10 protein-coding genes are annotated in these 14,765 nt (G+C 69.1%); 5 read left to right on the top strand and 5 right to left on the bottom strand.

The window, feature by feature from the left end; translation table 11 throughout:
- Positions 1-72 precede the first annotated feature (72 nt).
- Positions 73-861, bottom strand: coding sequence for an MBL fold metallo-hydrolase (locus TsocGM_RS07480; RefSeq protein WP_126724682.1), 789 nt, complete (start codon positions 859-861; stop codon positions 73-75).
- Between the two features lie 102 nt (positions 862-963).
- A complete protein-coding gene (gene floA, locus TsocGM_RS07475; protein ID WP_126724681.1) occupies positions 964-2,037 on the bottom strand; it encodes a flotillin-like protein FloA in 1,074 nt (357 codons plus the stop codon).
- 377 nt (positions 2,038-2,414) lie between these two features.
- On the opposite strand from floA, the gene TsocGM_RS07470 reads away from it, so the two are divergent.
- The 4 genes from TsocGM_RS07470 (at position 2,415) to TsocGM_RS07455 (ending at position 7,218) form a co-directional block, all read left to right on the top strand.
- Positions 2,415-3,185 (top strand): PIG-L family deacetylase, encoded by a 771-nt coding sequence (locus TsocGM_RS07470; RefSeq protein ID WP_126724742.1) that lies wholly within the window; start codon positions 2,415-2,417, stop codon positions 3,183-3,185.
- 76 nt (positions 3,186-3,261) lie between these two features.
- Positions 3,262-4,290, top strand: a complete 1,029-nt coding sequence (locus TsocGM_RS07465) for a PP2C family protein-serine/threonine phosphatase (protein WP_126724680.1) — start codon at positions 3,262-3,264, stop codon at positions 4,288-4,290.
- A 59-nt stretch (positions 4,291-4,349) separates the two neighbouring features.
- A complete protein-coding gene (locus TsocGM_RS07460; RefSeq protein ID WP_126724679.1) occupies positions 4,350-5,804 on the top strand; it encodes a serine/threonine-protein kinase in 1,455 nt (484 codons plus the stop codon).
- A 253-nt stretch (positions 5,805-6,057) separates the two neighbouring features.
- Entirely contained in the window at positions 6,058-7,218 is a 1,161-nt protein-coding gene (locus tag TsocGM_RS07455) for a lactonase family protein (protein ID WP_126724678.1), read from the top strand.
- Positions 7,219-7,267: 49 nt separating this feature from the next.
- Here the strand turns inward: TsocGM_RS07455 and bioA are convergent, their stop codons facing one another.
- The 3 genes from bioA to queF are packed head-to-tail and all read right to left on the bottom strand — an operon-like array spanning position 7,268 to position 9,857.
- Positions 7,268-8,647, bottom strand: coding sequence for an adenosylmethionine--8-amino-7-oxononanoate transaminase (gene bioA / locus TsocGM_RS07450; RefSeq protein WP_126724677.1), 1,380 nt, complete (start codon positions 8,645-8,647; stop codon positions 7,268-7,270).
- Positions 8,648-8,675: 28 nt separating this feature from the next.
- A complete protein-coding gene (locus TsocGM_RS07445; protein WP_126724676.1) occupies positions 8,676-9,467 on the bottom strand; it encodes an SAM hydrolase/SAM-dependent halogenase family protein in 792 nt (263 codons plus the stop codon).
- A 42-nt stretch (positions 9,468-9,509) separates the two neighbouring features.
- On the bottom strand, positions 9,510-9,857 hold the full coding sequence (gene queF / locus TsocGM_RS07440; RefSeq protein WP_126724675.1) for a preQ(1) synthase: 348 nt from the start codon (positions 9,855-9,857) through the stop codon (positions 9,510-9,512).
- Between the two features lie 250 nt (positions 9,858-10,107).
- Here queF and TsocGM_RS26915 point away from each other — a divergent pair, with 250 nt between their 5' ends.
- Positions 10,108-14,727, top strand: coding sequence for an efflux RND transporter permease subunit (locus TsocGM_RS26915; RefSeq protein ID WP_233578541.1), 4,620 nt, complete (start codon positions 10,108-10,110; stop codon positions 14,725-14,727).
- The last annotated feature ends 38 nt before the right edge of the window (positions 14,728-14,765 follow it).

The raw sequence follows: 14,765 nt of genomic DNA, 5'->3' as shown, positions 1-14,765 counted from the left end.
CTCGAGGGAGAACCGACGCTTCGGCCCTAGCTCCTGGAGCCCGCAAGGGGTCCCTGGCGCTCGCCGCTCCCCTCAGAAGACGTACGGGACGCCGAAGCGGGCGATCCGGAGCCCGGGGATCTCGTGTGCCTCCAGTTCCTGGAGCACCTGGTCCCGGTAGCGGGCCTTGATATGGACGGCGTAGAAGGGGCACTTGACGCCCTGGGAATTGACCTTCAGCACTTCCTGCTTGAAGGTCGCCGGCACCAGGTGCCGAGACGAGTCGGCCAGGGCGGACATGTGGTCCGGGAAACAGACCTCGAGGAAGACAGCCGAGACGCCGGGCAACTCGTTGACCAGGTCCCAGATGCGCTGTGTCGGCCCGGTGTCGGAGGGGATGACAACGTGCGTGTCCCCTTCCTTCAGGATGAACCCGAGGGTCGGCACCAGGTGATCGACCGCCACGGTGCGGACCTCGACCCCGTCGAAGTGCAGCGTCTGCCCGGCCTCGATCTCGATGAACTTCACCAGGGGGGTCTGCTTCATCGGGCCTTCGGAGAGCTTCTCGAAGTCGGGCCAGACTCGGTCGTTGAAGACGTCGGATCGGAGGCACTCGATCACGTCGGAGTTGCCGTAGATCCGGACGCAATCGGACTTCGCTTCGAAGACGTTCTCGACGAAGATCGGCAGCGACGCGATGTGATCGGCGTGCGAGTGAGAGATCAGGACGTGCTTGATTTTGCTCTGTTCCGCGGGGCCTCGGTAGAACCCCAACGTCCCCGCGTCGATCGCCAGGGACTCGTTGACGACGTAGGACGTCCCGAACTGGAGCGGGTCGCCCACCACCCCGGAGACGGTCGACGGGACCAGGGTTATCTTCACGACGGTTCGCCCCCCGGGGACATCGTTTCATTCACTATAACCCCTGGCCGGGCGAGAGCAACCGACCAGGGGACCGCACAGGCGGGGCGTCTCGAGGCCGGCTCAGCCGTTCATGGTGTCGGCGTTCCGGCGCGAGTTGGCCGCGCCGCCGGCGATCGAGGACCGCATCTCCGTATCCGCCTGCAGGTTCCTTAGCGAGTAATAGTCGCCAATCCCCAGCTGGCCGCGGCGGAAGGCCTCGGCGATCGCCAGCGGGACTTCGGCCTCGGCGGCGACCACCTTCGCTCGGTTCTCCTGAACCAACGCCAGGTTCTCCTGCTCCGAGGCGATGGCGGCGGCCCGGCGCTCCTCGGCCTTCGCCCGGGCGACGCGCATGTCCGCCTCGGCCTGGTCGGCCTGCAATCGGGCGCCAATGTTGTCGCCGACGTCGATGTCGGCGATGTCGATCGAGAGGATCTCGAACGCCGTCCCCGCGTCGAGCCCCTTCTCCAGGACCCGCTTGGAGATCATGTCCGGGTTCTCGAGCACGATCTTGTGCGACTCCGCCGAGCCGATCGTGGTCACGATCCCCTCCCCCACCCGGGCGATGATCGTCTCCTCGGTCGCACCGCCGACCAACCGGTCGATGTTCGTGCGTACGGTCACTCGGGCCTTGGCCTTGAGCTGGATGCCGTCCTTGGCCACCGCGTCAACCGTCTGTCGGCCCTTGGCCGGGTCGGGACAGTCGATCACCTTCGGGTTGACGCTGGTCTGGATCGCCTCCAGGACGTTCCGCCCGGCCAGGTCGATCGCCGCGGCGCGCTTGTAGGTCAGCGGGATGTCCGCCCGCTGCGCGGCGATCAGCGCCCGGATGACGTTCGGCACGTTCCCGCCGGCCAGGTAGTGTGCCTCCAAGTTCTGCCGGGTCACGCCGTCCCGATCCGTCAGGCCCGCCTGCACGGCCATGATCTTCGACCGCACGATGATGTTCGGGTTGACCTTGCGGAAGGTCATCCCGATCAGCTCGATCAGCCCAATGTTCGCGTTGGTCGTCTTCGACTGGATCCAAAGGTTGAAGTACTTCGCGAAGAGGATGAAGGCAAACAGACTGACAAAGGCGATGAAGACCAGCAGCAAGACCAGGAAGACGGCCAGGTTGTTGCCTTCCTGGAGCTGCGCGATCAGGGGAGTGATCATGGGAGTCGTCCTGAGGGAGGGCGGGATCCAGATGGTGAACCCCTTTAGCGTGGCTCCCCCATCCGCCGAAATTCAAGGGCGCTGTGCGGGCCCCGGCGATGGCGGCGATGCCCGACGCGGCGGGGTCCGGGTCCCGATCGGGCCGATCCTGCCTCCCCCGTCGTCGAGCCGACCGGCCCGGCCTGGCGGCCGCTTCGTCTCCCCAGGCCCCTCGGGGCCGCCTCGGACCCTCCCGGACCGGGACGCCTCCAGGCCCGTCAGGCGGGAGGACCGGCCGGAGGGAGCGAGCCGTAATGATTGTGTTCAGTTGACCTTGCGTCGGACGAACGGTATAGTTGTGCGCAAGGACCGCCCCCCGGAACGCCCGGATCAACGCCATGGCCGAGTCGGAAGACGCCCCGCTGGATCTGATTGCCGTCGGCGCCCATCCCGATGATCTGGAGATCGCCTGCGGCGGCACGCTCGCCCGGCTCTCGGACCTGGGTTACCGGGTCGGGATGGTCGACCTGACTGATGGCGAGCCGACTCCCGGCTCTCCCGGCCCCGATGTCCGGGCCAACGAGGCCGAGCGTGCCCGGGAGATCCTCGGGGTCCACGTCCGAGTCTCGTTGAACCTGCCCAACCGCCGGCTGTTCGACAGCTTCGAGGCCCGGGTGGCCCTCGCCCGAGTTTTCCGCCGCTACCGCCCCCGGATCGTCCTGGGGTTTGGCGGCAAGACGATCCTCGCCTCGCCGGACCACTACCAGGCGATGCTCATCACCGACGCGGCCGTCTTCTACAGCCGCCTGTCCAAGTGGGACGAGCATTTCGGCGGCCTGCCCCCACACACGATCACCAACCAGTTGAGCTTCCCGATCGCCTTGCATCGCCTGGATATGCCGGAATCCTCCGGTTACATTGTGGCTGATATCGGGCACACGCTGGAGAGGAAGCTGGAGGCCATCAGGGCGTATGGTTCCCAGTTCCCCCCCTCGAAGTCGCGGCTGTTCCAGACCGTGGAGATGATGAATCGTTACTTCGGGTTGACCGCCGGTTTCGAGGCGGGTGAGCTGTTCATGAACTACCGATCATTCGGCGTCGACGACCTGATCCGATGGGCCGCTCCTCCCCCGATCGGCGGCGACGACCGCCCCGGGGGCGGTTCCTGACCGGCCGGCCCCTCCCCCCGACCGCCCCGGCCGCCCGGCGATCGAGCCCTCGCCGCGAGTTCGCGAAGGAAAAGCGGTGTCCTGGAAGAACTGGCTGAAGCGACTCTGGAATCCATCGAGGGCGCGCGCGGGGCCCTCGAGCGCTGGCGTCTCGCCGTCGGACCGGCACGACTCCCGGCCCGCGGTTCGCCTTCGCCTCCGGGTCGGCGTCGCGACGACCGTGGGCAACTATCGCGAACACAACGAGGATAATTTCTTCATCCCCGGAGTCGGGACGGTGGCCTCGCTGCCCGAGGGGCCGTCCTCCTCGACCGAGGTGATCCTCCGCCCCCCGGAGGCGTCGGAGGGGGCCGTCGACAACGGTTCTACTCCGAAGGCCCCTCCCCCGGGATGCATCCGCCCGAATGTGGCCGGCCCCTTTATTGTCGCCGACGGCATGGGGGGCCAGCTCGCCGGCGAGCAGGCCAGCCGGATCGCCGTCGAGCTCATTCCCAAGGACCTCGCCCAGCGCCTCGGCGCCGGAGAAGACGACGCCACCGCCATCCGGGGGGCCATCGCCGCCGCCAACCGGGAGATCATCGCCCAATCGCACGTCGTGCCCGAGTGCACCAACATGGGCACGACCGTCGTGCTGGCGCTGTTTCGCCCCGGCCGGGTGGCGATCGCCGGCATCGGAGACTCCCGCGCCTACCGCTTCCGGGACGGGCGCCTCGATCGCCTGACCCGAGATCACGACCTGGCCACCGCGCTGATCACCGCCGGCACCATCCGCCCCGAGGAGGCCGAGCGTCACCAATTCCGCCACGTCCTCTATCTCTACCTCGGCAGTCCCGAGGCCAGCGACGGCCCCGAGGATGTCCGTGTCGAGGGCCTGCTGCCCGGCGATCGCTTCCTGCTCGCCTCCGACGGCCTGACCGGCGTCGTCACGGACGACGCCCTGGCCGAGCATCTCCGCACGGGCGACGACCCCCAGCGCACGGCCCGGGATCTCGTCCGGCTCGCGCTGCGCAACGACTCCCGGGACAACGTGACCTGCCTGGTCGTCTCGGTCGACGGCCTACCCGGCGACCCCCGGGACGAGGCGCCGGCCGAGCTCCCGTCCTGAGCCGGTCCCTGCCCCGTCCGCGGCCGCTCCCCCGGCCTACCGAGAGGTCCTCCAGGTCCATGCCCCGGCTCGACCCGTTCATCCACTGCCTTCTCAAAAGCCGGCTGCTGGGCTCCGAGCAGGTCGCCCGTATCCGGGCCGAGCTGGAGCCCCTCCCCGACGACGCCGTCCCGTTCGCCCGCGCCCTGGTCGACCGCGGACTGCTGACCACCTACCAGGCCAACAAACTGCTCAACGGCCGGACCTGGGGCTTCTTCCTCGGCGACTACCGCATCCTCAAGCGGCTCGGCGCCGGGGGCATGGGCAAGGTCTATCTCGCCCGCCGGGAATCCGACAACCGGCGCGTCGCCATCAAGGTCCTCCCCCCGAAGAAGGCGCTCGAGGACGAGCAGGCCCTTCGGCGCTTCTATCGAGAGATGGAGCTCTCCCGACGAGTCCGGCACCCGAACGTCACCCGGACCTTGGAGGTCGGCGCCCTGGGAGACGCCCACTACATGGTCATGGAGTACGTCCCCGGCGACAGCCTCTATAACCTCGTCAAGGGAATCCACGACGGCTCCGGCCCCCTCCGCTTCGACGAGGCGGCGCGCTACTTCGTCCGAGTCCTCTCCGGCCTCCAGGCCGCCCACGACGCGGGCCTGGTTCACCGCGACCTGAAGCCCTCGAACCTGATGGTGACGCCCGAGGGAGACGCCAAGATTCTCGACCTCGGCCTGGCCAAGTCGATGGGGGAGGAGGGGATCCTCACGCACCCGAACTCCGTCGTCGGCACCCTCGACTACGCCAGCCCCGAGCAGCTCGCCGACGCCTCCCGCGCCGACTTCCGAAGCGACGTCTACTCCACTGGCTGCACGCTCTACTTCGCCCTCGCCGGCCGGCCTCCGTTCGAGGGGGGCGATATTGTCAGCAAGATCTTCCGCCACCGCATGGAAGATCCCGATCCGCTGGAGAAGCTCTGCCCCGACGTCCCCCCCGCCTTCGCCGCGATCGTCCGCAAGGCGATGGCCAAGCAGCCCGAAGACCGCTACCAGTCGGCTCGGGAGTTCCGGGCCGACCTGCTCCGCTGGTGCGACCTCGGCCGGATCCAGCCTTCCTCCGGTCGCCGGGCCGGCCCCGCCCGAGGCTTCCGGCCCCCTCCCCCCGAGCTCGACGACGACGACATCCGGCTCGACCTCGACCCAAGTCAGTTCTCCTCCCTCGGCGGCTTGCGCGACCTGGGAGAGGCCGAGATCACCGCCCCCCTCAGCCGCCCCCCGATCGAGCCTCGCGCCGCCATCATCATCCAAGACGACGACGGCGACGAGCCGGACGCCCCCCCCGCCGCCGATCCGGACGACGATCCCGAACTCTCCTCCGAGCCCGAACTCCGGATCGGGCCCGAGGCCAGTCCAATCGCTCATCTCATCCGCCATCGCTCCCCTTCCGACGACGACTGGATCATTCGAGCAATCTTCGCCACCCTCGCCGTGGTCGTCATCGCGATCTTCCTTGCGCTCATGGTCGCCAACCTCTGATCGTAGTCGTCCTCGGTGTCGGAGGATTGAGCCAGGGACGCCAAGGTCGGGGCGAGCCCGGCCTCGCTGGCACTCGATGGACCGACGATCGGCGAAGGTCGGTCTGAGCCCCCGGGCGGCTTACCCCCACCGGCATTGACTCGCAACGCCCGGTCCGGCCCGGTAAGCTGATCGTTCGCCTCCCGCGGCGCGTCGATCGAGGCGATGCCCGCGGCCGACCTCCCGCCGTCGCACCAACCCGGGGAGTCACCGCATGGGCCTGCGAGCCACGACCCTCATCGCGCTACTGACCACCTCGGCCGCCTTCGGCGCGGCGGCCTCCCAGGAGGATGACAACGTGCTTGTCTTCGTCGGGACCTACACCCGGGCCGACGACCAGGGGATCAACCTGCTGGCGATGGACCCCGACACCGGACGGCTCGAATCCCGGGGGGTCGTCGCCCGGACCGAGAACCCCTCCTTCCTGGCCATCCACCCGTCCGGCCGCTTCCTCTACGCCGTCAACGAGGTCGTCCAGTACGAGGGGGAGCCGAGCGGCTACGTCAGTGCTTACCGCATCGCCGACGACGGCGCCGCGCTCGCCCCGATCAACGAGCAGTCCTCCCGAGGAGGCGCCCCTTGCCATCTCGTCGTCGACGCGACCGGCAAGAACGTCCTCGTGGCCAACTATGTTGGCGGCAGCGTCGCCGTGCTGCCGATCGAGCCCGACGGAGCGCTCTCCCCAGCGAGCGACGTGGAACAGCACGTCGGTTCGAGCGTCAATCCCCGCCGCCAGGAGGGGCCGCACGGGCACTCCATCAACCTCGACGCCGCCAACCGATTCGCCGTCGCCGCCGACCTCGGCCTCGACAAGCTCCTCGTCTACCGCTTCGATCCCGAGGCCGGCTCCCTGACCCCCAATGACCCGCCCTCGGCCTCGGTCTCCCCCGGCGCCGGCCCTCGACACTTCGACTTCCACCCCAACGGCCGACTCGCCTTCGTCATCAACGAGATCGCCTCCACCATCACCGCCTTCCGCTACGACCCCGAGGCGGGCTCGCTCACCGAGATCCAGACCATCTCCACCCTCCCCGAGGGATTCGACTCCTCGCGGAACTCCACCGCCGACATCCACGTTCACCCCTCGGGCCGCTTCCTTTACGGCTCCAACCGAGGGCACGACAGCATCGCCATCTTCCGGATCGACGAGGCCGACGGCACCCTCGAGCCCCTCGGGCACCAGGAGACCGGCGGCAAAACCCCGCGCAACTTCGGCATCGACCCCTCCGGCCGCTTCCTGCTTGCCGCCAACCAGGGAACCGATACCGTGGTCGTCTTCCGAATCGACCCCGACACCGGAGCCCTCGAACCGACCGGCCACCGCGCCGAGGTTCCGATGCCGGTCTGCATCAAGTTCTACCGCCCCGGTGAATGACGGCACCGCTCCCCGTCCCCCGATCTCGGGGGGCGGGGGCTCGACACCCTCAGCCGGCCGTCCCCTCCGTGACCTCTCGGACACAGCGCAGCATCACGTCCAGCAAGCGGTCGAGCTGCTCCTCCGAGATGCTCAGCGGAGGCATCACCACCAGCACGTCTCCCAGCGGACGGATCAGTACGCCGTAATCCCGGGCTCGTCGGCAGACGCGGTTGCCCACCTGTTCATGCCAGGCGAACTCCCTCTTCGATTCCCGGTCGCGCACGAGCTCGATCCCGGCCATCAGCCCCTTCTGCCGCACATCGCCGACGTGTTTCAGCGCGGCGAACTCCTCCAGCCGGCGGGAAAGCAAGGCGACCTTCGGCCGGAGCCGATCCAGCGTCCGCTCCTCCTCGAAGACGCGAAGGGTCGCCAACGCCGCCGCGGCGCCGAGCGGGTTCCCGCCGTAGGTATGCCCATGCTGGAAGGTCTTCCCTTCAGCGGTGGTGGCGAAGAAGGCGGAGTAGACCTCCTCCGTCGTCAGGGTCGCGGCCAGCGGGAGATAGCCGCCGGTGATCCCCTTCGCCAGGCAGAGGAAGTCCGGCGAGACCCCTTCCAGCTCGCTCGCGAACATTCGACCGGTGCGACCGAAGCCGACGGCCACCTCGTCGGCGATCAGCAGCGTCCCATGCGTCCTGGTGATCTCCCGTAGCCCCCTCAGGTAGCCTTCGGGGTGGACGACCATTCCCGCCGCCCCCTGCACGATCGGCTCGACCACCACACCGGCCACCGTCCCCGGATGGGATGCCAGCAGGCGGTCGACCTCCTCCAGGCACGCCATGCCGCATCCCGGCCGCTCCAGGCCCAGGGGACAGCGATAGCAGAACGGGATCGGCGCCCGAAGCACCGGGAACAGCAAGGGCCGGAACATCGTGTGGAATCGGTCGACGCCGCCGAGGCTCACGTCCCCGATCGTGTCGCCGTGGTAGGCCCCCCCCAGGGCCACGAACGCGGTCCGATCCGGCTCGGGATCGGGTTTCTGCCTCCAGTACTGGAACGCCATCTTCAAGGCGACCTCGACCGCCGTCGCCCCGTCGTCCGAGAAGAAGACGCGGGTCAGGCCCTCCGGGGCCAGCTCCACCAGCCGCCGGGCCAGTTCCGCCGCTGTCGGGTGCGTCAGGCCGAGCAGGGTCGAGTGGGCGAGCTTCTCGAGTTGCCCTCGGATCGCCGCGTCGATCGTCGGATGCCGATGTCCGTGAACGTTGCACCACAGCGAGCTGACGCCATCAAGGTAGCGCCGGCCCTCGGTGTCGATCAGCTCGGCTCCCTCGGCCCGATCGATGACCAGCGGCTCGACGGCGTACCAGTCCTTCTGGGCGGTGAAGGGGTGCCAGAGATGGTCCTTGTCCCAGCGCCGGAGCGTCGCCGCGTCGATCGGTGCGTCGGGCATCGGTCTTCCAAAGGGGGGTGGGGGCGGTTCATCCCTTCCGGCGGAACCAGACGGTGGTCCCCGGGCCGCAGTTGAGAAACCGGGAGGCGTCGCCGTTGACCAGGGAAACCTCGAGCCATCCGGAGCTGCCGACCAGGCTCACGAGCGTCCCGGGCGCGTGCAGCCCGTAGGTCCGGGTCAGGCCGTCGATCCGGTGATCGCCGATCTCGACCGTCCAGCAGTCGCCCGGGGCCTCGGTGAGCATCGACTCCGGGACGTTAGTGATCAGGTTCCCGAACCCGTCCCGGAAGATGACCTCGCCCACAACTCCGCTGTCCTCCTTCCTCGGCTCCGCGGCCGGCAGCCGGACGATCCCGTGCCGGGGAGGCCCGAGGGCCGAGGCCGGCTGGCCGAGCAACAGGTGCGCCGCCGCCGGCGCCAGCAGGTCCCTCCCGTGGAAGGTGTTCGAGACTGGCGTTCGGGCGATGGCCGGGTTGTCCAGCTCGTAGACCTCGTCCACCGACCGATCCCGAGCGACGTAGGTCAAAAACCCGTTGTCCGGCAGAACGAACCACTGCTCGGCGATCCGGGCCGCCACCAGCCGGCGCTGCGTGCCGACTCCGGGGTCGACCACCCCCAGGTGGACCGTCCCCGGCGGGAACGCCTCAACGACGCAGGCCAGCACGAAGGCCGCCTCCAGGATGTTCTGCGGACCGATTCGGTGGCTGACGTCGACGATCCGGGCGTCGGGCACCCGAGCGAGGACGACCCCCTTCATCGCGGCCACATACGGGCCGTCGCCGCCGAAGTCGGTGGTCATGGTCAGGATTCGAGGGGGCATGGTCCGGACTCCCGAGGCGTCGTCGTCGATCCGGCTCATGACTCAGCGCGGCCTGGCGTCCTCGAAGCGGGACGTGATTCGGGACGAGATCCCCCCCCGAGGCGTGAACTGGCCGACCACGGTCATCCGCCTCGGCTGGCAGGCGGCCACGAGGTCGTCGAGGATGACATTGATCGAGTGTTCGTAATAGATGCCGCGGTTCCGATACCCCTGCAAGTACAGCTTCAGCGACTTCAACTCGACGCACAGGTCGGCCGGCACATAGGTAATGGTGATCGTCCCGAAGTCGGGCTGGCCGGTCTTCGGGCAGACGGCCGTGAATTCGGGGCAGACGATCTCGATCTCGTACTCGCGCCCGGGGAACTGGTTCGGGAACGTCTCCAGGGACATGCTCGGATCCCTCAAGCTCCGGGCCCAACCTGGGGCTGGTGGACGGCTCTGCTTCGAATTCCGCGATCGGCGGACGGTTATTCTATCCGAAGCGGGCAACGGCCGTCTCCCCTGCGCTTGCCGCGACTTGCGGGTGCCTCCCGGGCGCGGATAAGGTGATGCCGAGACTCGTACCGGATGGGCACCCGCGCCCCCTCTCCCGGTGTCCCGACCGCTCGCCCCTCGATCGACGACCCCAGGGACTCCCACCATGACCCGAACCTCGCCGCGATTCGCTTCCGGGCGCGCCAAGAGGGCGCCCGGGCTCGCCCTCATCGCCCTGATCCTCCCGGCGATCGCTGCCGCTCAGGGCACCGAACGACGCCCCGACTACGTGCCGGCCGCCTATGCCATCACCGGAGCCACGGTCGTGGCCTCTCCCGACCGCACCATCGAGGTCGGCACCGTCGTCGTCCGAGACGGTGTGATCGAGGCCGTCGGTCCGGATGCCGAGGTCGAGGTCCCTTACGACGCGGAGCGGATCGAGGGCGAGGGGCTGACCGTCTACCCCGGCTTCATCGACCTCTACACCACGATCGGTCAGGACGAGAACGTCCCCCGATCCGCGACCGGCCTGAGCCGACCAATCCCGCTGAGCCAGTTCGCCCAGGCCAGTACTCCGCCCGACAACCGCAACGGCCTCACCCCCGAGTTCCGGGTCGCCGAGGCCATCAGGCTCGAGGACGACGCCCTCTCGTCCCGTCGCTCGCTCGGCTTCACCGCCCTGCTCTCCGCTCCCAACGGCGCCATTGCCACCGGCCAAAGCGCGCTGGTCTCGCTCGGCGGCCTCGGCCGTCGCGAGTCGATGCTGAGCGACCGCGTCGCACTGCATCTCAATCTCGCCAGCCCCCGGGGCAGGCAATACGGCCTGCTCCAGGCCCTCGGGATCCACCACGACGAACACTGCGCCGGCCACACTCACAGCCCCAGCGACCAGGCCCTCCTCGGTCTGATCGAGGAGGCCATGGCCGAGGCCGGCCCGCCCGACTCCGGAGGCTTCCCAGGCGCCCTGATGGGGGTGATCGCCCACCTCCGCCAGGCCATGCTCGACGCCGATTACCACCACAAGCTCCTTGAATTCGCCCGAGAGAAGGGCGGACCCCGGCCCTCCTACGACCCGGCCCTTGAGGCCCTCCACGACGCCCGCACCGGAGTCATCCCCTCCTGGTGGCAGGCCGATGCCCGAGACGAGATCCACCGCGTTCTCGACCTCGCCGCCGAGTTCGGCACCTCCGGCACCGTGATCGTCGGCGGCCTCGAGGCCGATCAGGTGATCGACCGGCTGAAGGAGTCGAAGACCCCCGTCATCCTCCGCGTCAACTTTCCCCGCTCCCCCGAGGTCCCCTCCGAGGAGGAGTACGCCAAGAAGCCGCTGAAGGACCGAGACCGCCCGCTTCGCGCCCTCCAACACGCGAAGCAGGACTGGGACCGTCGCGTCGCCCTTGCCCGGACCCTGGCCGAGGCCGGAATCCCCTTCGCCTTCTCCAGCGACGGCCTCTCCCGGGTTGATGACTTTCCCGCCAAGGTCCGCGAGGTGATCACGGCCGGCCTCCCCGCGGCCGACGCAATCGAGGCCCTCACCATCGGCGCCGCCCGGATCGCTGGCGTGGATGACCGCCTCGGCACCCTCGAGCCCGGCAAGCTCGGCCACCTCGTCGCCTTCAAAGGGGCCTTCGAGTCGAAGGACGCCACTCCCCGGTTCGTGCTCGTCGACGGCCTGAAGTTCGAGATCGAGGAATCGTCCGAGCGATCCCGCCCCTCCGGTGGACGTCCCGGGAACGGGCGCCCCGAGGTCGCCAGCGGCTCGAAGGCCACGATCCTGACCCGATGGACCGGAGCCTCCCCCGAGGAGATCGCCCAGCGCCTCACCACTCCCATCGAGGATGCGGTCATGGCCATCGACGGGGTGTCCTCCATCCGCTCGATCGGCACCGAAGGTGAGGTCCGCCTCGTCGTCACCCTGGACGAGGACGCCGACGCGGAGGCCGCCTGGGAACAGGTCCGAGTCGCCCTGGAGAACCTCCGAGACGAGCTTCCCGAGGACATCACCCCGCCCGAACTCCAGGCCGGGGAGCCCGACCGTCGCCCCGACCGCCCCGAGGTCGCCGAGGCCGAGGACGCGGAAAATGAGCCCGCCGAGCCCTTCGTCGACGAGGCGACCGAATTCGACGAGGACCGCATCCCCTCGTTGAAGACGGGAGGCGACGTCCTGATCACGGGGGCCACCATCCTCACCGTCACCAACGGCACCATCCCGCACGGCTCGATCCTCGTCCGGAATGGCAAGATCGCCGAGATCGGCGAGTCTATCGAGGCCCCGGAGGGCGTAACCGTCATCGAGGCCGACGGCATGGTCGCCATGCCCGGCATCATCGACACGCACTCGCACATGGCGATCAGCGGCGGCGTCAACGAGGGGTCGCTGTCGATCGTCGCCGAGGTCCGCGTCAAGGACGTCGTGACCGGAGACGACGTGACCATCTACCAGGCCGCCGCTGGCGGCGTCACCGCCGCCCGCCTGCTCCACGGCTCGGCCAACACCATCGGCGGTCAGGACGCCGTCATCAAGCTGAAGTACGGCCAGGCGGCCCGAGACCTCATCCTCCGAGACGGCCCCCAGGGCATCAAGTTCGCCCTCGGTGAGAACGTCACCCGGAAGCGCTCCGACGACCCCGACCGCTTCCCCTTCACCCGCCCCGGCGTCGAGGCCGTCCTCGTCCGCGCCTTCGACGAGGCGAGGCAATACCAGGCCCGCCGCCGAGCCTATGCCGACGCGATCGCCTCCGGCGAGGACCTTCCCCCCTTCCGCCGAGACCTCCGGCTCGAGGCCCTGGCCGAGATCCTCGACGGCAAGATCAAGATCCACAGCCACTGCTACCGGGCCGATGAGATCCTGATGCTCCTCCGCACCGCGGAGTCCTACGGCATCCGCGTCCAGTCGCTTCAGCACGTCCTGGAAGGCTACAAGGTCGCCGCCGAGATCGCCGCCCACGGCGCCAGCAACTCGACCTTCTCCGACTGGTATGCCTACAAGGTCGAGGCCTACGACGCGATCCCCCACAACGCCGCCCTGCTCACCGAGGCCGGCGCCAACGTCTGCATCAAGAGCGACAGCGGCGAGGAGGTCCGCCACCTCTCCATGGAGGCCGCCAAGATGGTCCGCTACGGCGGCGTCTCCGAGCAAGAGGCGCTGGCCATGGTCACCATCAATCCCGCCCGGGAACTGGGCCTCGATTACCGGCTCGGCTCGATCGAGGTCGGCAAGGATGCCGACATCGCGCTTTTCGACGCCCACCCGCTTGACGGCTTCGCCCAGTGCCAGCTTACGCTCATCGACGGCGAGGTCGCCTTCCAGCGTTACTCCGGAGAGGACGGCCCCCTGCTCCGCCCCCGCCCCGGCGACCACGTCACCATGCCGGTCGCCAGCGACGACCTCCGCGGCCGAACCGTCGAGGTCACGCCGAACCCTGAGGGAACCTACGCCCTGGTCAACGGCCGGATCCATACCGTCTCGGGCCCGACGATCGAGGGGGGCACGATCATCATTCAGGACGGCCTGATCGCCGAGCTGGGCGGTGGCGAGACCGCCGTTCCCGAGGGGGCGACCACGGTCGACCTCGGCGGCCTCGACGTCTGGCCCGGCATGATCGACGGCGGCAGCGACCTCGGCCTGAACGAGATCGGCAGCATCTCGGCCACCCAGGATGCCCGGGAGCTGGCCCCCTACCAGCCCGAGCTTCGCGCCAGCGTCGCCATCAACGCCGACTCCGCCCTGATCGGCGCCAATCGACTCGGCGGCGTCCTCTCCGGTCTCGTCCGCCCCACCGGAGGCACCATCTCCGGCCAGGGGGCCCTGATCGACCTCAATGGCTGGATCTGGTCCGAGCTGGTCCAGGCCGACGAACTCGCCCTCCACGTCAATGTCCCGCCCGCCCCGCCCTCCGACCTGGAGCAGCGCCTCAGCCAGGTCCCCTCCCAGTTCGCCGAGCGCTTCCGAGCCCGCTTCAGCGACCGAGACAAGCGCCTCACCGAGCTGAAGGACGCCTTCCGCAAGGCCCGGAGCTTCGCCGAGGTCGTCCGGGCCGCCCAGGAGCGGGGGGAGCGTCCCCCCGTCGACCCGAGGCTGGAGGCCCTCGCCCCCTATGCCCTCGGCGAGAAGCCCGTCATTCTCTCCGCCTCCGGCCGAGGAGAGATCCTCACCGCGATCGAACTGGCCGAGGAGCTCGGGCTCAAGGCGATCATCTCCGGAGGCGCCGACGCCTGGAAGGTCGCCGACCGCCTGAAGGAAGCCGGCATCCCCGTGCTCGTCACCGGCACCCACCACAACCCCGGCCGCGATGAGCCCTACGACGCCTCCTACACCAACCCCGCCCGCCTCCACGAGGCCGGCGTCACCTTCGCCATCAGCTCCAACGGCGACGCCTCCGAGGTCCGCAACCTCCCCTTCGAGGCCGCCATGGCCGCCGCCTTCGGCCTGCCGGTCGATGAGGCCGTGAAGGCCGTCACCCTCTACCCGGCTCAGATCCTCGGTGTGGCCGACTCGATCGGCTCCATCGAGCCCGGCAAGCGGGCCAACCTCGTCATCGCCGCCGGACACCTGCTCCAGCCGACGAACGAGATCAAGTACCTCTTCATCGGCGGCAAACCCGTCCCCCCTGAGAGCCGGCAGACCGAGCTCTACGAACGCTACCGCCGCCGACTCGCCGAGATCCGGGAGGGCTCCAGCCCCCTCGGCCTCGACCGCGAGCCGCCCCACGTCACCCGTGGGTCGGTCGATGCGGCCAACTCCCCCGAGCCCAATGAGGCTTCGGCCGACGCCTCCGAGCGTTGAGCCTCCTGCCGAGCGATCGCCTCCCCCGCCCCTGGGGC

It is taken from the genome of Tautonia sociabilis, assembly GCF_003977685.1.
Classification (GTDB): Bacteria; Planctomycetota; Planctomycetia; order Isosphaerales; family Isosphaeraceae; genus Tautonia; species Tautonia sociabilis.
The sequence above is the reverse complement of the archived record's forward strand: the minus strand, read 5'-3'. Positions and strand labels throughout refer to the sequence as shown.

Coding starts and splice junctions, on each gene's coding strand:
- floA (WP_126724681.1), bottom strand. CDS start 2,037: ATGATCACTCCCCTGATCGCGCAGCTCCAGGAAGGCAACAACCTGGCC.
- TsocGM_RS07460 (WP_126724679.1), top strand. CDS start 4,350: ATGCCCCGGCTCGACCCGTTCATCCACTGCCTTCTCAAAAGCCGGCTG.
- bioA (WP_126724677.1), bottom strand. CDS start 8,647: ATGCCCGACGCACCGATCGACGCGGCGACGCTCCGGCGCTGGGACAAG.
- queF (WP_126724675.1), bottom strand. CDS start 9,857: ATGTCCCTGGAGACGTTCCCGAACCAGTTCCCCGGGCGCGAGTACGAG.
- TsocGM_RS26915 (WP_233578541.1), top strand. CDS start 10,108: ATGACCCGAACCTCGCCGCGATTCGCTTCCGGGCGCGCCAAGAGGGCG.
- TsocGM_RS07445 (WP_126724676.1), bottom strand. CDS start 9,467: ATGCCCCCTCGAATCCTGACCATGACCACCGACTTCGGCGGCGACGGC.
- TsocGM_RS07455 (WP_126724678.1), top strand. CDS start 6,058: ATGGGCCTGCGAGCCACGACCCTCATCGCGCTACTGACCACCTCGGCC.
- TsocGM_RS07470 (WP_126724742.1), top strand. CDS start 2,415: ATGGCCGAGTCGGAAGACGCCCCGCTGGATCTGATTGCCGTCGGCGCC.